General features: G+C 67.1%; 22 protein-coding genes and 1 tRNA gene. 13 read left to right on the top strand and 10 right to left on the bottom strand.

The window, feature by feature from the left end:
- Positions 1–94 precede the first annotated feature (94 nt).
- The 7 genes from FDA38_RS08985 to FDA38_RS08955 form a co-directional block, all read right to left on the bottom strand.
- The gene (locus tag FDA38_RS08985; RefSeq protein WP_137253557.1) at positions 95–628 is read right to left on the bottom strand and encodes a hypothetical protein; all 534 of its coding nucleotides are present in this window, start codon (positions 626–628) and stop codon (positions 95–97) included.
- Position 629: 1 nt separating this feature from the next.
- The gene (locus FDA38_RS08980) at positions 630–2036 is read right to left on the bottom strand and encodes an Nramp family divalent metal transporter (protein WP_233714601.1); all 1407 of its coding nucleotides are present in this window, start codon (positions 2034–2036) and stop codon (positions 630–632) included.
- A 169-nt stretch (positions 2037–2205) separates the two neighbouring features.
- Positions 2206–4353: an acetate--CoA ligase family protein gene (locus FDA38_RS08975; RefSeq protein WP_137253555.1), complete on the bottom strand. Its 2148-nt coding sequence runs from the start codon at positions 4351–4353 to the stop codon at positions 2206–2208.
- Between the two features lie 15 nt (positions 4354–4368).
- Positions 4369–5595: a formyl-CoA transferase gene (gene frc, locus FDA38_RS08970; protein WP_137253554.1), complete on the bottom strand. Its 1227-nt coding sequence runs from the start codon at positions 5593–5595 to the stop codon at positions 4369–4371.
- A gap of 12 nt (positions 5596–5607) precedes the next feature.
- Positions 5608–7317, bottom strand: coding sequence for a thiamine pyrophosphate-binding protein (locus FDA38_RS08965; RefSeq protein WP_137253553.1), 1710 nt, complete (start codon positions 7315–7317; stop codon positions 5608–5610).
- A 153-nt stretch (positions 7318–7470) separates the two neighbouring features.
- Positions 7471–7902 carry a hypothetical protein gene (locus tag FDA38_RS08960; RefSeq protein WP_137253552.1) on the bottom strand — a complete coding sequence of 144 codons (432 nt, stop codon included), beginning with the start codon at positions 7900–7902 and terminating at the stop codon, positions 7471–7473.
- A gap of 101 nt (positions 7903–8003) precedes the next feature.
- A complete protein-coding gene (locus FDA38_RS08955; RefSeq protein WP_233714600.1) occupies positions 8004–9341 on the bottom strand; it encodes an OFA family MFS transporter in 1338 nt (445 codons plus the stop codon).
- Positions 9342–9484: 143 nt separating this feature from the next.
- On the opposite strand from FDA38_RS08955, the gene sucC reads away from it, so the two are divergent.
- Both sucC and sucD read left to right on the top strand, forming a co-directional pair.
- Entirely contained in the window at positions 9485–10642 is a 1158-nt protein-coding gene (gene sucC / locus FDA38_RS08950) for an ADP-forming succinate--CoA ligase subunit beta (RefSeq protein WP_137253551.1), read from the top strand.
- A 2-nt stretch (positions 10643–10644) separates the two neighbouring features.
- Complete coding sequence (gene sucD / locus FDA38_RS08945) at positions 10645–11526, top strand: succinate--CoA ligase subunit alpha (RefSeq protein ID WP_137253550.1); 882 nt, start codon at positions 10645–10647, stop codon at positions 11524–11526.
- Here the strand turns inward: sucD and FDA38_RS08940 are convergent.
- A complete protein-coding gene (locus tag FDA38_RS08940) occupies positions 11512–12504 on the bottom strand; it encodes a LacI family DNA-binding transcriptional regulator (RefSeq protein ID WP_233714599.1) in 993 nt (330 codons plus the stop codon). The two genes, sucD and FDA38_RS08940, sit on opposite strands and share 15 nt — an antisense overlap.
- 183 nt (positions 12505–12687) lie before the next feature.
- Between FDA38_RS08940 and FDA38_RS08935 the strand changes: the two genes are divergently transcribed.
- Genes FDA38_RS08935 through FDA38_RS08920 form a run of 4 tightly spaced genes read left to right on the top strand, consistent with a single transcriptional unit; the run spans position 12688 to position 17676 of the window.
- A complete protein-coding gene (locus FDA38_RS08935; protein ID WP_137253548.1) occupies positions 12688–13617 on the top strand; it encodes a carbohydrate ABC transporter permease in 930 nt (309 codons plus the stop codon).
- Positions 13614–14477: a carbohydrate ABC transporter permease gene (locus FDA38_RS08930; protein WP_202877597.1), complete on the top strand. Its 864-nt coding sequence runs from the start codon at positions 13614–13616 to the stop codon at positions 14475–14477. Before FDA38_RS08935 ends, FDA38_RS08930 begins: the two co-directional genes overlap by 4 nt.
- A gap of 11 nt (positions 14478–14488) precedes the next feature.
- Entirely contained in the window at positions 14489–15838 is a 1350-nt protein-coding gene (locus tag FDA38_RS08925; protein WP_137253547.1) for an ABC transporter substrate-binding protein, read from the top strand.
- A complete protein-coding gene (locus tag FDA38_RS08920) occupies positions 15835–17676 on the top strand; it encodes a glycoside hydrolase family 35 protein (protein WP_137253546.1) in 1842 nt (613 codons plus the stop codon). Before FDA38_RS08925 ends, FDA38_RS08920 begins: the two co-directional genes overlap by 4 nt.
- A gap of 46 nt (positions 17677–17722) precedes the next feature.
- On the opposite strand, the gene FDA38_RS08915 is transcribed toward FDA38_RS08920, so the two are convergent.
- Complete coding sequence (locus tag FDA38_RS08915; protein WP_137253545.1) at positions 17723–18694, bottom strand: 2-dehydropantoate 2-reductase; 972 nt, start codon at positions 18692–18694, stop codon at positions 17723–17725.
- A 163-nt stretch (positions 18695–18857) separates the two neighbouring features.
- Here FDA38_RS08915 and FDA38_RS08910 point away from each other — a divergent pair, with 163 nt between their 5' ends.
- From FDA38_RS08910 to FDA38_RS08900, 3 genes are all read left to right on the top strand, one after another.
- Entirely contained in the window at positions 18858–19409 is a 552-nt protein-coding gene (locus FDA38_RS08910; protein WP_137253544.1) for a dihydrofolate reductase family protein, read from the top strand.
- Between the two features lie 27 nt (positions 19410–19436).
- On the top strand, positions 19437–20216 hold the full coding sequence (locus FDA38_RS08905; RefSeq protein WP_137254195.1) for a P-loop NTPase family protein: 780 nt from the start codon (positions 19437–19439) through the stop codon (positions 20214–20216).
- A 95-nt stretch (positions 20217–20311) separates the two neighbouring features.
- The gene (locus FDA38_RS08900) at positions 20312–20515 is read left to right on the top strand and encodes a cold-shock protein (protein ID WP_134096839.1); all 204 of its coding nucleotides are present in this window, start codon (positions 20312–20314) and stop codon (positions 20513–20515) included.
- 22 nt (positions 20516–20537) lie between these two features.
- Here the strand turns inward: FDA38_RS08900 and FDA38_RS08895 are convergent, their stop codons facing one another.
- Entirely contained in the window at positions 20538–21020 is a 483-nt protein-coding gene (locus tag FDA38_RS08895; protein WP_137253543.1) for a GNAT family N-acetyltransferase, read from the bottom strand.
- A 76-nt stretch (positions 21021–21096) separates the two neighbouring features.
- On the opposite strand from FDA38_RS08895, the gene FDA38_RS08890 reads away from it, so the two are divergent.
- The 4 genes from FDA38_RS08890 to FDA38_RS08875 all read left to right on the top strand — a co-directional run bounded on the left by FDA38_RS08890 (position 21097) and on the right by FDA38_RS08875 (position 23642).
- Positions 21097–21978 carry a class I SAM-dependent methyltransferase gene (locus tag FDA38_RS08890; protein ID WP_137253542.1) on the top strand — a complete coding sequence of 294 codons (882 nt, stop codon included), beginning with the start codon at positions 21097–21099 and terminating at the stop codon, positions 21976–21978.
- 51 nt (positions 21979–22029) lie between these two features.
- The gene (gene orn / locus FDA38_RS08885; protein WP_137253541.1) at positions 22030–22650 is read left to right on the top strand and encodes an oligoribonuclease; all 621 of its coding nucleotides are present in this window, start codon (positions 22030–22032) and stop codon (positions 22648–22650) included.
- Between the two features lie 68 nt (positions 22651–22718).
- Positions 22719–22791: transfer RNA gene (locus FDA38_RS08880), tRNA-His, on the top strand.
- 362 nt (positions 22792–23153) lie between these two features.
- Positions 23154–23642, top strand: coding sequence for a SigE family RNA polymerase sigma factor (locus FDA38_RS08875; RefSeq protein WP_137253540.1), 489 nt, complete (start codon positions 23154–23156; stop codon positions 23640–23642).
- Positions 23643–23645: the final 3 nt, after the last annotated feature.

The following is a 23645-nucleotide window of genomic DNA, read 5'->3' as shown; positions in this document are numbered from 1 at the left end:
ACCAAGTACCACTATACGGTATCACCGAGTACCAGCCCAAGAAAGCGCGGCGGGAGGACAGCCGCTGTCCTCCCGCCGCAATCCGTCGACAACCTCAGGCGACCCGTTTCTTCCGGCCTCGCCCGGTGGCGGCCTTACGGGCTTCCAGCGCCGCGGCCAGGTGGGAGTAGGCCTCGACGGTCCGACGTGCGTACTGGTTGTGGTCCAGGATGCGGGGCCACCACAGCCGTCCGATCTGCTCGTGCATCCAGAGGAACCCGATCGCGAACCCCATGCTCACCAGCGCCCGGAACGCGAGGAACTTGCCCACCTCCGGCGGCAACCCCGGCGTACCGGTGATCACCCAGGAAGTCACCACCGCATGCACCAACAACGACAGCGGAAAGGCAACAGCCCAATACACCGCCGCCGGCGCGAACACCCCAGCCGGGACCTTCCCCAGCGCCGCGAGTACGGCGTACCCCGCACCGAACAGAACCAGCGGTACGCCGAGCCCGAGCCCCGTCATCACCGCCCAGCCGAAGGGCTGGCCGGCGAACCCGGCCAACCCTGCAGCAATCAAACCCGCCGCCGCGCCAACCGACGCAGCAGGCACCGAGTACTCGGCCAACTGCTTGTACGAGGCCATGTCAGTCCACGACCACACCGAAGCGGACCAGGCAGTAGAACAGCATCCCCAGATAGAAGACTGCCCCGAACCCGATGATCACATTCCGCACCGGCCCGGGCCGGATCTTCTTCGGCAGCAGCATGTTGTTGGTCAGCAGCAACACGATGCAATAGGCACCCATCGCGAACGTGGACAAGAACGCCAGGATGTCCAGGATCCCCGCCGGTCCGTCGGCCGGCCCGAAGAGCAGGATCAGGATGCCGAACAGGATCACGCCCCACAGGAACCCGGCGTACAACCGCGACATCGAGAACCGTTTGGCGCCCGGTACGAAGTAGTACGTCATGTCCGCCTGCCCGCGTGAGAACGAGTCGAACAACCCGAGCGTCGCGTTCAACCCGATCAGCGCGATGAAGGCGAAGAACAACGTCCCGAGCACCGGCGACCCGGCCGCCGCGAACGCGTCCGACATCGCCTTCAGCGCCGCCTCCCGGTCACCGCCTTCGATCAGCGAAGCGACGTTCGGATTCTCCCGCGCCGCCGACATCGCCAGCACGGTGAACGAGATCGTCACCAGCATCGTGATACCCCAGAAGAGCAGCAGCGCGTCGAACGTCACCCACTTGCGCCAGCCCTTCCACTTCGCCATCTCGGCCGGGTCCTCGGTGTCGAACATGAACCCGCGCGACGGCATCGACTCCGCCTCGCCCGCGGACCGCAGACCACGGATCTTGGGAATGTGCGCACCCATACCCGCACCGCTGTCCCGCAGCTGAAGCGTGTACCACATCTGCTGCATCCCGGACGGCCCCGCGAACGCGATCGAGCCGACCACGATCGGGAACCAGGCCGACGTCATCGCCTTGTCCGGGAAGTACCCGAACGCGAACATCCCCTGCAGCGTCTGCGAGAGGTCGTCCCAGTTGCCGACGATCGCCGCGATGACCGACGTACCGACCACCAGTAAGCCGATCAGCAGACCCAGGAGTTTCTCGAGGAAGTTGTAGATCACCGACAACAGACTGAACAGCACACCGACGAACACCAGAGCCACGCACGCGGTGACCTGCCAAGGTATGCCAGTGATCTCTTCGAACGCGGCCGCGCCGGCCGACAGATGGCCCGGCCACATATAGATCAGGATCGCCGCGACATAGAAGAACCACATCATCGGTTTGAAGATCCGTGCCGCACCGAAGAAGATGCTCTCCCCGGTCGCCATCGCGTACCGCGCCATCTCCAGCAGCACGAACGCCTGCAGCGTGACACCGACCATGAACAACCAGCGGATATCCGGCCCGAACACCAGGACGAGCCGGGGCCACATGTACGACTCCCCCATCCCCACTCCCAGCGCGACCAGGAAGACGGTCGGACCGAGGATGTGGATGGAGGGCGGTGCGTCCGGAAGTTTCCGGATCGGCATCGGTTCGAGCCTGCCCGCTTTCCAGACCTTCTCGGTCGCAGGGACCGCGGCGGCCGGCTCTTCGGGCACTTCTGAGGTCTTGCTCGTGACGTCCAAGGCGGACTCCTAAGTTCGACGCCAACTAGCTGACTACCAACTCCCCCGCAGACTGCTTCCTCCAATCAAGAGATCAACTCTGGCCGAGCGGCCCGGCGTTCCGGGCCCAGCGATACTTCGCACCGAGAACCTGGACCGGCGTCTCGGTGGTGTACGGGTACGCGACCACACCGTGGTCGAACAGGTACTGCGACGCCTCCTCGACCTCGACGTCACCGGACAGCGAGGCAACCACCGGCTTGTCGATGCCCTTGGCCCGGAACTCCTCGACCACCTCGGCAACAAGGCGGGCGAACACCATCGGCGGCGTCACGATCGTGTGCCAGTAGCCCAGGATCAGCGCGTGGATGCGCTCGTCGGACAGCCCGAGCGCGACCGTGTTCCGGTACGTCGACGGCGGCTCGCCACCGGTGATGTCGACCGGGTTGCCGGCGGCACCGAACGGCGGGATGAACTTCCGGAACGCCGCATCCAGATCGGCCGGGATGTCCATCAACGTGAGCCCGTTGTCGACACAAGCGTCCGACAGCAGTACGCCGGAACCGCCCGCGCCGGTGATGATCACGACGTTCTCGCCCTTCGGTGTCGGCAGCAGCGGGATCCCGCGGGCGTACTGGAGCATCTCGTTCAGCCCCGGGGCGCGTACGACGCCGCTCTGGCGCAGGATGTCGTCGTACACCTTGTCGTCGCCGGCCAGGGCGCCGGTGTGCGAGCTGGCCGCCCGCGCGCCCATGGACGTCCGGCCGGCCTTCAGCACGACGACCGGCTTCTTCTTGGACACCCGGGCCGCCGTCTCGGCGAACGCCCGGCCGTCCTTCAAATCCTCAAGATGCATGGCGATCAGGTTGGTGTTGTCATCGCTCTCGAAGAAGGTCAGGAGGTCATCCTCGTCGATGTCGGCCTTGTTGCCTACCCCAACGATCGCGGAGACCCCCATCCGGCTGGACCGGCTGAACCCGAGGATCGCCATCCCGATCCCGCCCGACTGCGACGACAGGGCAACGGACCCGCGCACGTCGTACGGCGTACAGAACGTCGCGCACAGGCTCTCCGGCAGGTAGTAGTAGCCGTAGATGTTCGGTCCCAGGATGCGGACATTGTGTTCACGGGCGATCGCGACGACCTCGTCCTGGAGCTCCTGCTCGCCGGTCTCGGCGAACCCGGACGGGATCAGGATCGCGCCCGCCACACCCTTCTGCCCGCACTGCTCGAGCGCTCCGGCAACGAACTTGGCCGGTACGGCGAACACCGCGACATCGACGTCGCCCGGCACGTCCAAGATGCTCGGGAAGGCCTTCCGCCCGAGCACCTCCCCGCCGCGCGGGTTGATCGGGTAGATGTCTCCGGCGTACCCGCCGTTGACCAGGTTCTTCATCACCGAGTTGCCGATCTTGCCGTCCTCGTTGGACGCCCCGATCACGGCTACCGCGCGCGGCCGCATGATCCGCGTCATCGCGGTCAGGATCTCCTCCTGGCTGAACCGCTCGACCGGCTTCCCGGCCTCGGCGTCCACGATGATCCGGAAGTCCACCGCGGTGGCGCCGTCCGGCCCGGCGAGCACCGGGTTCAGGTCGACCTCGGCGAACTGCGGGAAGTCAGTCACGAGATCCGACAACCGCTTGATCAGATCACCCACCGCGTCCTTGTCGACCGGCCGCGCGCCCCGGACGCCTTCGAGCATCTCGTGCGCATCGATACCGTCGACCATCGCCCGCGCCTCGTCGGCGGTCAGCGGCGCAAGCCGGAAGGTGACGTCCTTGAGCACCTCGACGAGTACGCCACCGAGCCCGAACGCGACCACCTTGCCGAACGTCGGATCGGTGACCGCCCCGACGATGACCTCCTGCACATCGCCGCCGGTCACCAGCATCTTCTGGACCTGTACGCCGGTGATCGCCGCGTCGGCCTTGTAGGCCCGCGCATTGGCGAGGATCTTGTCGAACGCATCGCGAGCCGCGTCCAAGCTGTCCACGCCGACCACCACGCCGCCGGCCTCGGTCTTGTGCAGGATGTCCGGCGAGACGATCTTCAGTACGACGGGGAACCCGATCTCGGCGGCGAGACCGGCGGCGCCCTCGGCAGTCGTGGCCAGTCCCTCGCCCGGGGTCGGGATGCCGTACGCGTCGGCGACCTGCTTGGCCTCGGGCGCGCTCAGCGAGGTGCGGCCGTCCGCCAGAGCCTGGTCGAGGATGGTCCGGACTGCTGCCTTGTCATAGGTCATGCCATGCACTCCATTTCAGATCACACCGGCGGCTTTGAGTTCCTCGAGCTCCCCGGTGTCGATACCGAGCGAGCCGTAGATGGCGGAGTTGTGCTCACCGAGACCCGGCGAGGTCTGCACCTCGACCGGCGAGTCGGACAGCTTGATCGGGCAGCCGACGGTCTTGAACGCGCCGCGCTGCGGGTGCTCCACCTCGACCACCGCGCCGAGGTCGGCCAGCGTCTCGTCGGCGATCAGCTCGGCGGTCGACATGATCGGCCCGCACGGCACGTTCAGCGCGTTGAGCTTGTCCATCACTTCGAACTTCGTGTGCTGCTCGGTCCACTGCTCGATCAGCGCGAACATCTTGTCCAGCTTGTCCAGCCGCGCCGCCGGCGTCGCCCAGTCCGGGTCCTCGGCCAGCTCCGGCTTGCCGATCAGGTTTGCGATCGGCGCCCACCCCGGCGGCTGGACGATCACGTAGATGTAGTCGTTCGGCCCACCCGGCGCACAGCGAAGCGCCCAGCCGGGCTGCCCGCCACCGGATGCGTTCCCGGATCGCGGTACCTCGCTGTCGAAGTTGTCGTTCGGGTACTCGCGCAGCGGGCCGTGCGTCAGCCGCTGCTGGTCACGGAGCTTCACCCGCGTCAGGTTCAGCACGGCTTCCTGCATGGCCACGGTCACCCGCTGGCCCTTGCCGGTGTGCGTCCGTTGGAACAGGGCCGCGAGGATGCCGGCGACGAGATGGATCCCGGTGCCGGAGTCGCCGATCTGCGCGCCGGTCGCGGTAGGCGGTCCGTCCTCGAACCCCGTCGTACTCATCGCGCCGCCCATCGCCTGGGCGACGACCTCGTACGCCTTGAAGTTCTCGTACCGGCCCGGGCCGAAGCCCTTGATCGACGCGAACACCAGGCCGGGGTTGAGCTCCTGGAGGCGCTCCCAGGTGAAGCCCATCCGGTCGATCGCGCCGGGAGCGAAGTTCTCCACCAGGACGTCGGCGTTCTTCACCAGGTCGATGAAGATCTCCTTGCCCCGGTCGGACTTCATGTTCAGCGTGATGCTGCGCTTGTTGCAGTTGAGCATCGTGAAGTAGAGGCTGTCGACGTCCGGGAGGTCGCGCAGCTGCTGACGGGTGATATCGCCGGTCGGTGCCTCGAGCTTGATCACGTCGGCGCCGAGCCAGGCAAGGATCTGGGTGCAGGACGGTCCGGACTGGACATGGGTCATGTCGAGGACACGGACACCATCGAGGGCCTTGGTCATGCTGGGGTCCCCTTACTTGTACATGGTCTGGTTCATGGTTCCGGGGGCATACGCGTCCGGGTCGACCCAGACGTTGATGAGCGAGGGCAGCCCCGATTCGCGGGCGCGCTGCATAGCCGGCCCGATGTCCTTCGGGTCGCGGACCTCTTCGCCGTACCCGCCGAGCATCCGGGCGAACTCGTCGTACTTGACGTCGCCGAGGGTGTTGCCGATCCGGCCGCGGTCGTGGCCGTACTTCGCTTCCTGGCCGTAGCGGATCTGGTTCATCGAGGAGTTGTTGCCGACGACACCGACGAACGGAAGGTTGAAGCGCACCAGCGTCTCGAAATCCCAACCGGTCAAGGAGAAAGCGCCGTCACCGAACAGCGCGACGACTTCCTTGTCCGGTCGCGCGTACTTCGCCGCAAGCACGAACGGGATGCCGACGCCGAGCGTGCCGAGCGGTCCCGGGTCCATCCAGTGGCCGGGTGACTTGGGCTGGACGACGCCACCGGAGAACGTGACGATGTCGCCGCCGTCGCCGATGTAGATCGAGTCCTCGGTGAGGAACTCGTTGATCTCGTGCGCGAGCCGCAGCGGGTGGATCGGGTTCGCGTCGGACAGCTGCCGCGGGAGTCGCTTCTGGTACGCCGCATCCTCCTCGGCACGCAGCTCCGCGAACCAGCCCTTGCGATCCGTCTTGTGCAGCCGGCCCGACGCCGCCTGGGTGACCGCGGCAAGGATCGCGCCCGGGTCGCCGACCAGGCCGAGATCGATATCGCGGTTCTTGCCGACGGTGCGGTAGTCCATGTCGATCTGTACGACGGTCGCGCTCTTCGGCAGGCGTCGTCCGTACCCCATCCGGAAGTCGAACGGTGTACCGACGATCAGGATCAGGTCGGCGTTGTTGAACCCGTACCGCCGGGACAGGTGGAAGTGGTGCGGGTCGCCGGGCGGCAGCGTGCCGCGGGCGGCGCCGTTCATGAACGCCGGTACGTCGAGGGTCCGCACGAACTCGGTCGCCGCATCGCTGCCGCGGGCCGTCCACACCTGCGTGCCGAGCAGTACGACGGGCTTCTCGGCCCGCACCAGCAGGTCGGCCAGCGCCTCGATGCTCGCCGGGTCGCCGATGCTCTTGGTGGATGCGCGATAGTGGCCGGCCTCGGGAACCGTCGCGGACTCGACCGGGACCGAGTTGTCCAGGATGTCGCGCGGGATCTCCAGGAAGGACGGTCCCGGTGCGCCGTTCAGGGACTCGCGGAACGCCATCGACACCATGTCAGCGACGCGCGCGGTGTGCGGCACGGTCGCGGCGAACTTGGTGATCGGCGTCATCATGTCGACGTGCGGCAGGTCCTGCAGGGACCCCATCTTGTGCTGGTTGAGCGCGCCCTGGCCGCCGATCAGCAACATCGGGCTCTCGGCTCGGAACGCGTTCGCGACACCGGTGACGGCGTCCGTCGTACCCGGGCCGGCGGTGACGACCGCGCAGCCGGGCTTGCCTGTCACTCGCGCGTAGCCGTCGGCGGCGTGCGCGGCGACCTGCTCGTGCCGGACGTCGACCACGGCGATGCCCTCGTCCACGCAGCCGTCGTAGATGTCGATGATGTGACCGCCGCAGAGCGTGAAGATCACGTCGATCCCCTCGGCCTTCAAGGCCTTAGCGACGAGGTGACCACCGGAGATCGTCTCCGGCTCCTTCACTTGGGCGGCGGGCTGGGTCTCCGACACTGTCTGCGCCATCTGCAGTCATCTCCTCGGAAGGCCGTCGTGCGGCGTGGTCTGTAGATTGCATACCGTATGGTGTAGTCGTAGTCTTATCCCACGCGATGGTGGTTGTCCAGAGTTCGCGTCGAGGAGCCTGGCTTTGGGGAAAGCCCTTATGGCGTTGAGGAATCAGCTCGAGCAGGCGGGTTTGAGCTGAGCCGCGAGGCACAGCTTGAGCAGGCTCTTGAGTCGTACATCGTTCGCCGTCCTGGCAGCGACCGCGACGGCTTCCGCGGCATGCTCGGTCGCGACAAAGGTGCGGTAGAACGCCTCGCTCCGGTGGCCCAGGGCACGCAACCACCAGCGGGCCGCGCCGGTCGGATGCTCCTCCGCGCCGAGCAGGTGCATCGCGGTCTGATGCGCGGCTGCCAGTCGGCGCCGTTCATCCCCCGTGATCTCACCGCTGGTCAGCGCCGTCGACACGCACAGCGCGACCAGCCGGGCAGACGGCTCGAAGCCGGGGCGCGCGGTGTCGAGGAACTGGGGCGCGAGCGGCAGCAGGTCCCGACGGCCGGCCGAGCTGCTGTGATCGTGGACGGCGCGAGCCACCGAACTCAGCACTGGGTGGACACAGGCAGGACGATCGGTCCAGGGTTCTCGGGCCAGACGGGAGACGATCTCCATGACACAGGGATCCGGACGCTGGACCTTCGCGTAGCCGTTCACTCGCCTGACACCGGCGTACCGAGTTGGCGGCGGACAGACAGGGCTGGGCGGCCGGGTTGTTTGAGGAGTCGCACGCTCAGCGCGGTGACGATGCCGAGCAGGCCGGCACCCAGGAAGAGCGGGCGGTAGCCGACCACCGCGATCAACGACGCGGCGGCACCGATACCGACCAGGCCGCCGACGGCCTTTGCGGAGTACAGGATGGCCTGGTTCTGGAGCAGGCTGTTCTCGCCGAAGAACTCGAGGACGAGGTTGGCCATGATCGCGTAGAAGGCGCCACCTCCGAGGCCGGCGAACATCGCGCAGACCACGAACGCCCAGCCGTTGCCGGCGATCACGAGACCGACATGCGCGAAGCCCTCGAGCATGAGTACGGCGGCCAGCACCCGCCGGCGGCCGAATCGATCGGACAAATGACCGGCCGACGATCGCCCGAGGCCGTTGACGGCAGCAAGCATTCCGGCGGCGGTGGCCGCGACGCTCAGGCTGAAGCCGGCGCCGTAGCTCGCGACGAAGCCGATGCCGAGCAGCGACAGCGCCGTACTGATTGCTAGCAGCAACCACATCAGCGGTAGCGCGCCGGTCTTCATCGCCTCCGCGGGACGGTAGTGCCGGGCCGCAGGCGCGTTGTTCGGGATGCTGCGATTCAGCTTGCGGTCGACAGCCCATGCCTGCGCGTCGAGGTCCGCAGGCCACCAGTACCGCGGCGGATCCTTCAGCAGTCCGCCGGCGACGAGCACGATCAGCACGGCAACCGCGGCGACCAGGTCGAAGACAATCCGCTCGTCCCAGACGGTCAGCAGGGCGATACTCGGTACGGCGCCGACGGCGAAGCCACCGGTCACGAAGCCGATCGTCGCGGTACGTCGGTCCGGGAACCAGCGTGCTGATGTCGTGATGCAAGCGGAGTACACCAGACCTGCACCGATGCCGCCGAGGAGCGCGTAGCCGAAGACCGCCGCAACATAGCTGTGCGCGTGGGCGAGCGTTGCGAGACCGATGGCGGCCAGCACACCGCCGAGGACGACGAGCTGCGTCGGTGTGGCACGGCGTACCCGCTGGATCCACGCGGCCGGGATCGCGACCAGCGCCTGGCAGGCGACGAAGATCGCCAGCAGCCACAGGGTTTGCGTCGTACCCCAGCCTCGGTCGAAACCCAGGGCGGCGGTGCCGAACGAGTACTGCAGCGGACTGATCGCAACCATGCAGGCCCAGGCCGCCCAGAGTTGCCAGCGCCGCGAGTGCCCGGTCAGCTCCCGGGCATCCTCACCGATCCGGTACCGCCGGCCGTAGACGTCACGCACATCCCGGGGCGTGGGTATCACGTGATTCATATCAACTCCTGACTACTGCATACCGTATGAAGTCTGTGGTACTCCTCCGCGCCGGAGCTGTCCAGACCTGGAGTGTTGCAACGGGCTCTTGTGAGCAGATTGCATACCGCATACAGTCGTCTGCACACTCGAAGGAGGCGGACGTGGACCTGATGGAGTACCAAGCCAAGGAACTCTTCGCCCGGCACGGCGTCCCGGTGACGCTCGGCCGGGTGATCGAGGATCCGGCCGACGCGGCGGACGCGGCCGCGGAGCTCGGCGGCCGGGTGGTGGTGAAGGCCCAGGTGAAGACCGGCGGCCGCGGTAAGGCCGGCGGCGTGAAGCTTGCCGCGACACCCGATGAGGCGGTGGCGAAGGCGGGCGAGATCCTCGGGATGGACATCAAGGGGCACACCGTGCACCGCGTACTGCTCGCCCCGGCCGCGGACATCGCCGACGAGTACTACTTCTCTTTCCTGGTCGATCGCGCCAACCGCGAGTACCTGTGCATCGCGAGCACCGAGGGCGGCGTGGAGATCGAGGAGGTCGCGCACACCAACCCGGACGCGATCGCGAAGGTATCGATCGATCCGGCGACCGGCGTCGACGACGCGAAGGCGGCGGAGATCGTCGCGGCCGCAGGGTTCCCGGTCGGCGCACAGGACGTCGTACGGAAGCTGTGGGACCTGTTCGTCGCCGAGGACGCGTCGCTGGTTGAGGTGAACCCGCTGGTGAAGTTGGGCGACGGTTCGCTCGAGGCGCTTGACGGCAAGGTGACGCTCGACGACAACGCGGCGTACCGGCATGCAGATCACGCCGGCTTCGAGGACCATGCCTCCGCCGATCCCCTGGAGGCCGCTGCGCTCGAGAAGGGCTTGAACTACGTCAAGCTCGACGGCTCGGTCGGCATCATCGGCAACGGCGCCGGCCTGGTCATGTCGACGCTCGACGTCGTCGCTTATGCAGGTGAGCAGTACGGCGTGAAGCCGGCGAACTTCCTCGATATCGGCGGCGGCGCCTCGGCCGAAGTCATGGCGAACGGACTGGGGATCATCCTGTCCGACAAGCAGGTCCGCAGCGTGTTCGTGAACGTGTTCGGCGGGATCACCGCCTGCGACGCGGTCTCGAACGGGATCGTGCAGGCACTCGAACTGCTCGGCGACCAGGCCGACAAGCCGCTGGTCGTGCGACTGGACGGCAACAACGTCGACCAGGGCCGCAAGATCCTTGCCAAGGCCAACCATCCGCTGGTGACCGTGGTGGACACGATGGACGGTGCGGCGGCGCGTGCTGCCGAACTCGCCGCGGAGAAGGGACTGTAGAGATGGCGATCTTCCTGACCGAGAAGAGCCGGGTCGTCGTGCAAGGAATGACCGGTTCGGAGGGACAGAAGCACACCAGCCGGATGCTTGCTGCTGGCACCAACATCGTCGGCGGCGTGACGCCCGGCAAGGGCGGCCTGTCGGTCGACTTCGCAAAGCGATCGATCCCGGTGTACGGATCGTGCGCCGACGCGGTGAAGGCGACCGATGCGGATGTGTCGGTGGTGTTCGTGCCGCCGCGTTTCACGAAAGGCGCCGTGATCGAGGCGGTCGATGCCGGCGTACCGCTCGTCGTCGTGATCACGGAAGGCGTTCCGGTGCAGGACACCGCGGCGTTCTTCGCGCACGCGCAAGCCAACGGGACACGGGTGATCGGTCCGAACTGCCCGGGGATCATCAGCCCCGGGCGCGCGAACGCCGGCATCATTCCCGCGGATATCGCCGGACCCGGACGGATCGGTCTGGTCAGCAAGTCGGGCACGTTGACCTACCAGATGATGTACGAGCTGCGGGACTTCGGGTTCTCGTCGGCGATCGGTATCGGCGGTGACCCGATCATCGGGACCACGCACATCGATGCGCTGAAGGCGTTCCAGGACGACCCGGACACCGACGCGATCGTGATGATCGGTGAGATCGGTGGTGACGCCGAGGAGCGGGCGGCCGCGTTCATCAAGGAGGACGTGACCAAGCCGGTCGTCGGTTACGTGGCCGGCTTCACCGCGCCGGAGGGTAAGACGATGGGCCACGCGGGCGCGATCGTGTCCGGCTCGTCGGGTACGGCGGCCGCAAAGCAAGCAGCCCTTGAGGCGGCGGGCGTGCGCGTCGGCAAGACCCCAACCGAAACCGCGGACCTGATGCGCTCGGTGCTAGTCGCGGTGTGACGGCGGGGCGGTGCTCTTGCGGATGATGAGTTCGGTCGGGACGGCGACCGGCGCGGTGCGGTGAACGCCGGAATGAATCTCGGCGATCAGTGCGTCGACGCTTTGACGGCCTACCTCGGTGAAGGTCTGGCGGACAGTGGTGAGAGGCGGCCAGAAATGGGCCGCCTCTTCCATGTCGTCGAAGCCGACCACGCTGACGTCGTCGGGGACCGCGCGCCCCCGCTCGTACAGCGCACGCAGCAGACCGAGCGCCATCTGGTCGTTCGCCACGAAGACAGCCGTCACCTGATCGTCCTCAGCGAGCCGACGACCGGCCTCGTACCCCGAGGTCGCCGACCAATCGCCGTCGAACACCGGCGGCACCTCGCGGCCGTGATCGATCAGCGTCTGCTCCCACGAGCGCCGCCGCCGGTCCGCCGCGAACGAGGTCGGCGGCCCACCGAGATGCCACACCGTCTTGTGTCCCAGGTCGAGCAGATGCTCGGTCGCGAGCCGCGCGCCCTGCCGCTGGTCGGTGTCGACGATCGGGTAGTCGTAGTGCGCGCTCGAGTCGACCACCACGACCGACAACCCCTCCGGCAGCCGTACGCCGGCCGCGTCGAGCGTGTGCGCCTCGATCAGGATGATCACGCCGTCGACCGCCTGCTCCCCCAGCCGCCCGAACGCGTTCGTCACCGCGCTCTGGGTGACGTCCAGCACCGGGACGAGGTTGATCGAGTACCCGCGGATCGTGGCCGCGGTGGCGATCGCGTCGAGCGTGCGCGTCGTACCGAAGCTGTGCAGCTCGAAGACGATCACGCCGATGCTGCGGTACTCGCCGTTCCGCAGCGCGCGGGCCGCGCTGTTCGGCCGGTAGCCGAGCTGGTTCATCGCGGCCCGGACCCTGTCGCGGGTCTCCGCGTCGACATTGTGCCGATCGTTCGCGACGCGCGAAACGGTCTGCCCGGAGACTCCCGCCAGCCGGGCGACGTCAGCCATCGACGGACCTCGCCGTCGTTTCCCCGGTGATACCTCCGCTGACATCCCCGCCTCCTCGGTCGTGTCCGCAGTGTAGACATGTTGACGTAAACACGTTACCGTCGCCGCGTCGATGTTGACGTCAACATTTGCGCGTCGCAGCGCGATCGGTGGCGTCGTGAGGGCGAGAGGAGGCCGACGGAGATGGCACAGTCCGTGGCCCAACGAGTGCAGCCGGCGGCGGTGGCGGGCCGGAAACGACGGCGCGCGTCGCAGGACGGCAAGGGATGGATCTTCGTCGGCCCGTTCCTGGCGGTGTTCGCGCTGACCTTCCTGGCGCCGATCGGGTACGCGATCTATCTGAGCCTGTACCGCAACCAGGCCTTCTTCGGCGGCCGGGTGTTCGTCGGGCTGGACAACTACACCGAGGCGCTGCAGGACCCGAAGTTCTGGGAGGCGTTCGGCCGGGTCGCGGTGTTCCTGGTCGTCCAGGTGCCGATCATGCTGATCCTGGCCCTGCTCGCCGCGCTCGCGATCGACAGCGCCCGGCTGCACGCGTCCGGCTTCTTCCGGATCGTGATCTTCCTGCCGTACGCCGTACCGGGCGTCGTCGCAGTGCTGATGTGGGGCTACATCTACGGCGACAACTTCGGGCTGGCCGCGAACCTCAACGACCTGTTCGGTACGACGGCGATCCAGCCGCTGAGCGCGAACTGGATGCTGCCGTCGATCGCCAACATCGTCACCTGGGAGTTCGTCGGCTACAACATGCTGATCTTCTACTCGGCGTTGCGCACCGTGCCGGGCGAGCTCTACGAGGCGGCCGCGATCGACGGGGCCGGTACGTTCCGGACGGTCCGGGCGGTCAAACTGCCGGCGCTGCGCGGGGCGATCGTGATCGCGACGATCTTCTCGATCATCGGCAGCTTCCAGCTGTTCAACGAGCCGAACATCCTGCGCACGCTCGCGCCGAACGTGATCACGACGTACTACACGCCCAACATGTACGCCTACAACCTGTCCTTCGCCGGCCAGCAGTTCAACTACTCGGCCACGATCGCGATCGTGATGGGCGTCATCACCGCGGTCATCGCGTACGTCGTCCAGCTGCGCGGATCCCGGGAGTCCCTGTGAGCGTCCTGTCTTCTCCCCTGCGTCCCAAGCGGTCCAAGCTGCTGACCGGCGCGATGGTGCTGTACCTGATCTACACGCTCGTCCCGCTGCTCTGGTTGTTGCTGAGTGCAACCAAGACCCAGGACGACCTGTTGTCGACGCCGGGTCTGTGGTTCGGCAAGAGCTTCGCGTTCTTCAGCAATATCAAGGACACGCTGACCTACAACGACGGCATCTTCCTGCGCTGGCTCGGCAACACCGTTCTTTACGTGGTCGTCGGCGCCGGCGGCGCGACGCTGCTCGCGACGGCAGCTGGGTACGGACTCGCGAAGTACAAGTTCGCAGGCCGGCGCGCAGTCTTCGCCGTACTGCTCGGGGCGGTCGCGGTCCCCGGTACGGCGCTCGCCGTACCGACGTTCCTGATGTTCTCGAACCTGGGACTGACCAACACCGTGTGGGCGATCATCATCCCGTCGCTGGTGAGCCCGTTCGGGCTGTACCTGATGTGGGTGTACGCGACCGACGCCGTACCTCATGAGCTGCTCGAGGCGGCCCGGATCGACGGTGCCGGCGAGGTGCGGACGTTCTTCACCGTGGCGCTGCGATTGCTTGCCCCGGGCATCGTTACGACGCTGCTGTTCGCGGTGGTGTCGACGTGGAACAACTACTTCCTGCCGCTGATCATGCTCAGCAAACCCAACCTGTACCCGCTCACCGTCGGCCTCACCCAGTGGAGCAACCAGGCGACCGGCGTGGGTGCCCGCCCCATCTACAACCTGGTGATCACGGGGTCGTTGCTGACCATCGTGCCTCTGGTGATCGCCTTCCTTCTACTCCAGCGGTTCTGGCAGTCCGGCCTGTCTGCGGGCTCGGTCAAGTGAAAGGCAACAAGATGAAGGTACATCGGCGAGGCATCCGGCGGCTGGTGGTCGTCGGAGCCGCTCTGACGGCGCTGGCCGTGGTGGCCGCGTGCGGCGGCGGGTCCAAGACCGACAGCAGCGGCAGTGCGAGCACGGGATCGGCAGATGCGGTCGACGCCGCACTGAAGGCCGGCGGCGAGATCACGTACTGGAGCTGGACGCCGTCGGCGGAGGCCCAGGTCAAGGCGTTCATGGCGCAGTACCCGAACGTCAAGGTGAACTACGTCAACGCCGGGACCGGCAACGACCACTACACCAAGCTGCAGAACGCGATCAAGGCCGGCTCCGGCGCACCGGACGTGGCTCAGATCGAGTACCAGGCGCTCCCCCAGTTCGCACTGCCCGGTTCGCTGGTCGACCTGAACCAGTACGGCTTCACGCAGTACGAGTCGGCGTACACCGCGTCCACCTGGTCGGCTGTGCACGCGGGTAGCGGTCTGTACGGGCTGCCGCAGGACTCCGGGCCGATGGCGCTGTTCTACAACAAGGAGGTCTTCGACAAGTACGGCATCGCCGTACCGAAGACCTGGGACGAGTACGTCGCCGCCGCGAAGAAGCTGCACGCCGCGAACCCGAAGGCCTACATCACCAACGACTCCGGTGACGCGGGCTTCACGACCAGCATGATCTGGCAGGCGGGCGGTCAGCCGTTCAAGACCGACGGCAAGAACATCAGCATCAACCTGGCCGACGACGGCTCGAAGAAGTGGACCGGCACCTGGAACAACCTCGTCGAGGGCGGACTGGTGTCGCAGATCCCGGGCTGGACCGACGAGTGGTTCAAGGCGCTCGGCGACGGCACGATCGCGACGCTGCCGACCGGGGCATGGATGCCCGGCGTGATGGAGTCCTCGGTCAAGGCGGGCGCCGGCAAGTGGCGGGTCGCGCCGATGCCGACGTACGACGGCCAGCCGGCCACTGCGGAGAACGGCGGTAGCACCGAGTCCGTACTGAAGCAGAGCAAGAACCCGGCGCTCGCGGCGGCGTTCGTGCGGTGGCTGAACCACGACGAGGGTGTGAAGCCGTTCCTGGCCAGCGGTGGCTTCCCAGCGACCACGGCCGATCTGAAGGACACTGCGTTCGTGGACAAGGCGAGCGCGTACTTCGGTGGCCAGAAGATCAACCAGGTGCTGACCGCTGCCGCCGGCAACGTGGTGAAGGGCTGGAGCTACCTGCCGTACGAGCTGTACGCGAACAGCATCTACGGCGACACCGTAGGCAAGGCGTACCAGGCGAAGTCCGACCTGAACGCCGGACTGAAGTCCTGGCAGGACGCACTGGTCACCTATGGCAACCAGCAGGGGTTCCAGGTCAACGGATGACCCAGTTCGCGGTCGGTGAGTCCGACTTCCTGCTCGACGGCCGGCCTTTCCGGATCCTGTCCGGGGCACTGCATTACTTCCGCGTGCACCCGGACAGCTGGGCCGACCGGATCGAGAAGGCCCGCCTGATGGGGCTCAACACCATCGAGACGTACCTACCGTGGAATGCGCACAGCCCGCAGCCGGGCACCTTCGACACCTCCGGGATGCTCAACCTCGAGCGCTTCCTGCGGGAGGTGGCCGCCGCCGGTCTGTACGCGATCGTCCGCCCTGGACCGTACATCTGTGCGGAGTGGGACAACGGCGGGCTTCCGGCCTGGCTCTTCCGGGAGCCGGGCCTGGGGGTCCGCCGGTACGAACCGCGGTTCATGGCCGCGGTTTCGGAGTACCTGTCTGAGGTACTGCGGATTGTCGCGCCGCTGCAGGTCTCCAGCGGCGGGCCGGTGCTGCTGGTACAGGTCGAGAACGAGTACGGCGCGTTCGGCGACGACCAGACGTACTTGAAGGCTGTCGCCGAGCTCATCCGGGGTGCCGGGATCACCGTGCCGTTGGTGACTGTGGACCAGCCTGTCGACGCGATGCTCGCGGCGGGCGGGCTGGACGGCGTACTGCGGACCGGGTCGTTCGGGTCGCGGGTTGCCGAACGGCTGGAGACGCTGCGGAGGCATCAGCCGAGCGGTCCGTTGATGTGCATGGAGTTCTGGGACGGGTGGTTTGATCACTGGGGCGGACCGCACCACACCACCAGCGTGGCCGAGGCGGCGGCCGAACTGGACGCGTTGCTCGCGGCCGGCGCATCGGTGAACATCTACATGCTGCACGGCGGTACGAACTTCGGACTGACCAGCGGGGCGAACGACAAGGGCGTCTACCGTCCGACCGTCACGTCGTACGACTATGACGCGCCGCTGGACGAGGCTGGGCATCCGACGTTGAAGTACCACGCGTTTCGGGAGGTGATCTCCCGGTATGCGACTGTTCCTGACGAGGTCCCCGCGTCCGGAGCGCCCGCGCCGGAAACGTCTGCGGCGCTGGGGTCACCGGTGCGGTTGCTGGCTGAACCGTGGGGCGTGTGGAGTGAGCAGGTCGGGATGCCGACGCTGGATGAGCTGGATGCTCGGCTGGCGTTGTTCCGGACTGAGGTGGCGGCAGAGGGGGCGGTGTTGCTGAGTGTTGGTGAGGTGCGGGATCGCGCTTATGTGTTCTTGGACGGCGCTCCCGTTGGAGTGCTCGACCGGGAGCGGCACGACCGAGCGCTGATGCTGCCGCACGGCGGCCACCTGCAGATCCTGGTCGAGGACCAGGGCCGAGTGAACTACGGCCAACGAATCGGCGAGCCCAAAGGCTTGATCGGCGGGGTCCAACTCGACGGCGCAGACCTGACCGACTGGTCCGCCTGCCCGATCAACCTCGACGCCGTCCCCGGCCTGTGGAACAACCTCGACGCCGTGCCCGGCCTGTGGAACGACATCCCGACCGCGACGCGGCCGCCGGGAACCCCCATCCGGGGAAGCCAGACCACGGGCGGCGACGCCGCCACCGCCACTCCAGCTGCGCCCGTGCCGGGCGTTGGGCCGACCGCGTGGCGGGCGCTCTTCGAGGTGGCCGAGCCAGCCGACCATTTCCTCTCGACGGTTGCTTGGGGCAAGGGTTTCGCCTGGGTGAACGGCTTCAACCTGGGGAGATACTGGCGCCGCGGCCCGCAGCAAACGTTGTACGTGCCGGGTCCTCTCCTCCGACCCGGCACCAACGAACTCGTCGTACTCGAGCTAGACGTGATGCTTGATCCCGTCGTCCACTTCGTCGCCGGACCGTCCCTCGGCCCGCTCGAGCTCTAGCTGGAACAGGTGGGTCCGGCGTCGCTGTAGGCCGGACCCACCTGGCTCAAACGCCGACCTTGCTGGCGAGCAGGTCGGCGACAGCGTGTACGGCGCGCAGCGTCGGCGCCTTGATGCCGGTGAGGTCGGCGAGCTCGACCACCGCCGCGAGGATGACATCCAGCTCGAGCGGCTTGTCCTTCTCGAGGTCCTGGAGCATCGACGTCTTGTGCTCGCCCACCCGCTCAGCGCCGTCCAACCGCTTGTCCACCGAGATCTCCGGGTGACACCCGAGCGAGCCTGCGATCTCGAGCGACTCCTCCATCATCATCCGGACCATCTGCCGCGTCCCCTGATGCGTCGCGATCTCCACCATCGTCGCCCGCGCCAGCGCGCTGATCGGGTTGAACGCCGCGTTCCCCAGCAACTTGATCCAGATGTCATGACGGATATCCGCCTCGACCGGACACTTCAGCCCGCCCGCGACCATCGCCGTACTGAACTCTTCACACCGCTGCGACAGCCCGCCGGCAGGTTCACCGATCGAGAACCGCGTACCTTCCAGATGCTGTACGACGCCAGGCCCGGCCAGCTCGGTAGAGCAGTAGACGACGCAGCCGACCGCACGGTCGAGGTCGAGCACCCGCGTGACCGAGCCGTCCGGGTCCACCGATTCGATCCGGCGACCTTCGTACGGCCCTTTCAGACCGTGGAAGTACCACCACGGGATGCCGTTCTGCGCGGCCACGACGACCGTGCGGTCGTGCAGCAGCGGTTGGAGCAGCGGGCCGGCGCTCGCGTACGAGTTCGCCTTGAGCCCGAGAAAGACATAGTCGACCGGACCGATCTCGGCCGGATCGTCGGTGGCCGGCGTCCTCGCCTCGAAGTCACCGCGTGGACTGAGCACCTGTACACCGTTCGAGCGGATCGCCTCCAGATGCGCGCCGCGGGCCACCAGGTGGACCTCGGTCCCGCCACGGTGCAGCGCCGCGCCGACGTACGCACCGATCGCGCCGGCGCCGAGAACCGCAACTCTCATAAGGGTCCCTGCCTTCCGGGTTTGTATACGGCATACAGTAGGCCGAGCTCGGAATGCGGTCAAGATCACACTCCCCGGCAAAAAGTTCGGTAGGCGGCGATGAATCGGCGGCGGCCCGGCAGTAGGTACGGGTGTGAATCACTCGACAGAAGGAGCAGGGACCATGGGCCACGTCATCGTCACCGGATTCGTCAGCCTCGACGGCATCGTCACCGACCCCGACGGCTCGGGCGGCACGCCGGCCGGCGGCTGGGCGTTCCGGCACGGTCCGGAGACGCACGGCGGGGACAAGTTCCGGCTGGGTGAGCTGATGGACACCGGTGTGCTGCTGCTCGGCAAGGACACCTGGCAGCTGTTCAGCAAGCTCTGGCCGAACCGCACCGACGACTTCTCCACCAAGATGAACAAGATGGCCAAGGTGGTCGCGTCCCACACGCTGACCGACCTGTCGGCCTTCCCCAACTCCACGCTGATGAACGGCTCGCTCAGCGAGTACGTGCGGTCCGAACCGCGGACCATCGCGGTCACCGGCAGCCTGAGCGTCATCCGCGCGCTGCAGGCGGACGACCTGGTCGACGAGTACCGGCTGATGACGCTGCCGTCGATCGTCGGCTCCGGCGAGCAGATGTTCGGCCCGTCAGACAAGCCCGTCCACCTGCGGCTCGAGTCGATCCAGCCGGCCGGGGCCGCATCGCTGGCGACGTACGTGCGTTGACCCTGCGCTTGGCAGGATGGCCGGGTGATGGTCTGGATCGGTGGCGCCCCAGGCGCAGGTAAGTCAACGATTGCTCGGGCGCTAGCGCGGCGGGGTGACCTGCCGCTGCACCCGATCGATCTGTGGACCTACGCGCATCTCGACCGGATGCCGCCGACCCGGCCGTTCGCGGAGGACCTCGCCGAGGGTCCGGAGTACGCCGCTGACGCGTTCATCCGGATCGCGCGGTTGCGGCTGGAGCTGGTCGTCGAGGATGTGCGCGAGCGCGCGCTGGGCGACGTACCTGCGCTGGTCGAGGGTCCGCAGCTCTTCCCGTCGATGGCTGACGACGTCCCGGCAGCGGTCTGGTTGGTGCCGGACGCGGAGCAGACCCGGCGAGCACGGGAGGAGCGGCTCGCCCGGGCGGACGATCCGGCTGGTCGAGCCCGGTTGGAGAGCCTGCTGGCGCGGGACGCCGTACTGGCAGATCGGGTACGCCGGGAGGCCGCGGAGCACGGACGCGCCGTCATCGAGGTGCCGGCCACGCCGGACTGGTCGGCTATCTCGGCTGCAGTCGAGGCGGCGCTGGGTTCGCAGCCACGGCTGTCGGCTGGTGAGGAGCTGTCACGGCAACGGCGGTACGAGAACCTGGCGGCGTGCCGGCAGGGGCGGTTGTGGCAGGCCGACATCGGGCTGGCCGAGCTCCCGCCGTACCCGTTCGCCTGCGAGTGCGGGACGTCCGGTTGTGCCGAGGTCTGGTCCGGTACGCCGGACGCGTACGACGCGCGCCGAGATCAGGGATGGCTGCGGACTCACTCAGCGTGCTAGGGTCTATCCGGTTGATGTTTTGCAGTTCCACGTTCGTTTCGAAGCGCCCGCGGATTTGTGATCCGCCGGGCGTTTTGTCGTATCAGGAGAAAATCATGGCTTTGGGAACAGTGAAGTGGTTCAACGGCGAGAAGGGCTTCGGCTTCATCTCCCAGGAGGACGGCGGCGCTGACGTGTTCGTCCACTACTCGGCGATCCAGACGCAGGGCTTCCGCTCGCTGGACGAGAACCAGAAGGTCGAGTTCGAGATCGCCCAGGGCCCGAAGGGCCTGCAGGCGGAGAACGTTCGCCCGATCTGAACTACTTGACGGCAGGCCCGGGTCACCGGGCCTGCCGTTCAGTACTCCACAGGTACTCGCCGTCCTCCAGTACTTCGGCGCGGCTGAGACCTACAGCCGCTGCTACAGCGGCCGATGCAGTGTGCTCCGGATGCACGTGCGCGATGATCCGGTCGACATCCTGTGTCCGCAGCCAGGTGACGAGTCCCTGCGCTGCCTCCTTCGCGTACCCCCGGCCCTGCCACGCGGTGCCGATGACCCACGCGATCTCCGCCGTACCGCTCGTGATCGTCGCTTGCACGTAGCCGATCAGGTCGTCGTCGTGCTGGATGACCCAGTTGAGCCATTGCTCGTCCTCACGCCCCGGACCTTCGATCTGCCGGGCGTAGCGCGCCTCCAGTCCCCCGACGGTCGGCGGCTCGCCGCCGGTGAACGTATAGAGGCTGGGGTCGGCCAGGACCTTCGCCATCGCCCCGGCGTACTCGACCTTCAGCGGGAGCATCGTCAGGCGGTCGGTCGTGATCATCGCGACACCGTAGCGCCATTTGCCGGTCCGGCAACATGAGGCGGACCGAGCCCGTTGCGGGGACCAGACTGTCGGCATGATCGAGATCGATTGGGCTGAAGAAGCCGGGCGGCTCCGTGCGTCGGCCGAGGGCGAAGGCGACTGGAACGCGGCGGTGGCCCGCAGTCTGGTTCGGGACGGGGGCAAGGTCGTCGCCGACATCGGCTGCGGTGGCGGCGGGATGGCCAAGGCACTGGCGGAGGCTCTGCCCAATGCGACGGTGGTGGCGGTCGACGCGGATCCCGACGTACTGGAGCAGGCGCGGGAGCACACCGCCGGACTGGTTCGCTGCGAGCTGGCGTCGATGGACGACGGCGTCGAGCCGTTGCGTCGGGCAATCGACGCGCCGGCCGACCTGATCTGGGCGTCGGCGTCGGTGCACCACGCTGCCGACCAGCAGGCCGCTGTGGACGCGCTGGCTTCGTTGCTGGCGCCGGGCGGGCGGCTGGCGCTGACTGAGGGTGGACTGCCGGCGCGGCACCTGCCGTGGGATCTCGGCGTCGGCGAGCCCGGGCTGGAGCTGAGGCTCGATCTGGCGCAGGACCGGTGGTTCAAGGTGATGCGCGACTCACTCCCGGGGTCGGTGCCGATGCCGTACGGGTGGACCGAGGCGCTGACCCGGGCCGGACTGACCGACGCGACCACGCGGAGCGTGCTCACCGAGACGCCCGCGCCGCTGTCGCCGGAGGGGACCGAGAAGCTCGTCCAGCAGTTCCGGACCCGGATCGCGCGGATGAGTGGTGAGGGGCACGGCCACGGGCACGGTCATGTTGTCCCCGACGAGGAGTGGCTCGAGCCGGAGGATCTGGCGGTCTGGAAGCAGTTACTGGACCCTGACGGTCAGTATTACCTCGGACGCCGCCGCGACCTCGCCGTACTGTCCGTCCGCAGCATCCACCTGGGACACGCGCCGCACTGACAGGGCACGCCGTCGCGGCAGTGTCGGAGGCTCGCCGTAAGGTGGGCTCCCATGAACGACCGGCTGGTGTGGATCGACTGCGAGATGACCGGCCTCGACCTGGCGGAAGACGCCCTGATCGAGGTCGCCGTGCTCGTCACCGATTATGAACTGAACGTGCTCGGTGACGGGATCGACCTGGTGATCGCTCCACCACCGGCCGCGCTCGAGCAGATGGGCGACTTCGTCCGCGACATGCACACCGCGTCCGGGCTGCTCGAGGAGCTCGCCAACGGCATCCCGCTCGCCGACGCCGAGCAGCAGGTGCTCGACTTCATCACGGCGTACGTGAAAGAGCCGCGCAAGGCCGCCCTGGCCGGCAACTCGGTCGGCACCGACCGGACCTTCCTCGTCCGCGACATGCCCCGGGTCGAGTCGCACCTGCACTACCGCAACGTCGACGTCAGTTCGATCAAAGAGCTGGTACGCCGGTGGTACCCGCGCGTGTACTACGCGACCCCGGCCAAGACCGGCAACCATCGGGCGCTCGCCGACATCACCGAGAGCATCGACGAGCTCCGGTACTACCGGGAGACGGTGTTCGTGCCGCAGCCCGGGCCCGACTCCAGCACCGCCCGGGCCGCCGCCAACCTCATCGCGGCACCCGTCCAGGACAGCCAAACCGGGTCCTGACACCTCGATTTCTGGTCCGGACAGTTCGTCGCTATGATTGCTCAGCCGTCGCGGTTCGGACGGCAATGGTGGGTGTAGCTCAGCTGGTAGAGCACCTGGTTGTGGTCCAGGTGGTCGCGGGTTCGAGTCCCGTCACTCACCCGATGGCCGGCCCTTGCCTGTCGCTGTTGCGGCAGGCCGGGGTCGGCTTCGTCATTTTGTGCGGCTGCGCTTCGCTTGCCGCAGGCGGGGGCTTCGCCACCCGCACCCCCTTGCGCCTTCGCTTCGCTCGGCGGCTTGGGTCGGGTTTGCCTTCAGCTCACCTGTTGGGGTCTGGGAGGATGCCGGGGTGAAGGTTTCTGGAAGTACTTGGTTCGGATACGGCGTGGTGGTTGTCGTGACGTTCGGGGTGGGGTTCCTGGCGTTTGCCGTGTGGGTGTTGTCCAAAGTCTTCTGAGTTGGGGTGTGATCTCTGCTGCTGGTCGGTGCGTCTCTTGGGGTAGGGCATCGACGAGAGGGTGTGGATGAGATCGACTGAGGAGTTTGAGGAGTTCGCGCGGGCTCGGATACCGCAGTTGTATCGGACCGCTTGGCTGCTGACCGGGGATCGGCATCATGCTGAGGATCTGGTGCAGGACACGCTTGCCAGTTTGCTGAAGACCTGGCACCGGATCGACAGTCCTGGTGCCTATGCGCGGACCACGCTCGTGCGGACTTTCATCTCTCAGCGGCGGCGTAAGAGTTGGTCTGAGCGGCCTACTTCGGATGTGCCTGAGGTGGCTGAGCGGGTGGGGGATGTGGAGTTGCGGGTCGCTTTGCAGAGCGCTTTGGGGCAGTTGGCGCCGTTGGATCGGGCTGTGTTGGTGCTGCGGTTCTTCGAAGATCGCAGCGTCGAGCAGGTGGCGCTTGATCTTGGCAAGAACGCCAGTGCGATCAGTACTCGCACCGCCCGCGCCCTGGACCGTCTGCGGGCGGTTCTTGGCGATGGTGCAGCCCAACTGATCGCGCTCTGAACC

The organism is Kribbella jiaozuonensis (genome assembly GCF_005233875.1).
In the GTDB taxonomy this organism is placed as follows: Bacteria; Actinomycetota; Actinomycetes; order Propionibacteriales; family Kribbellaceae; genus Kribbella; species Kribbella jiaozuonensis.
This window is presented reverse-complemented; position numbering and strand designations above follow the sequence as displayed.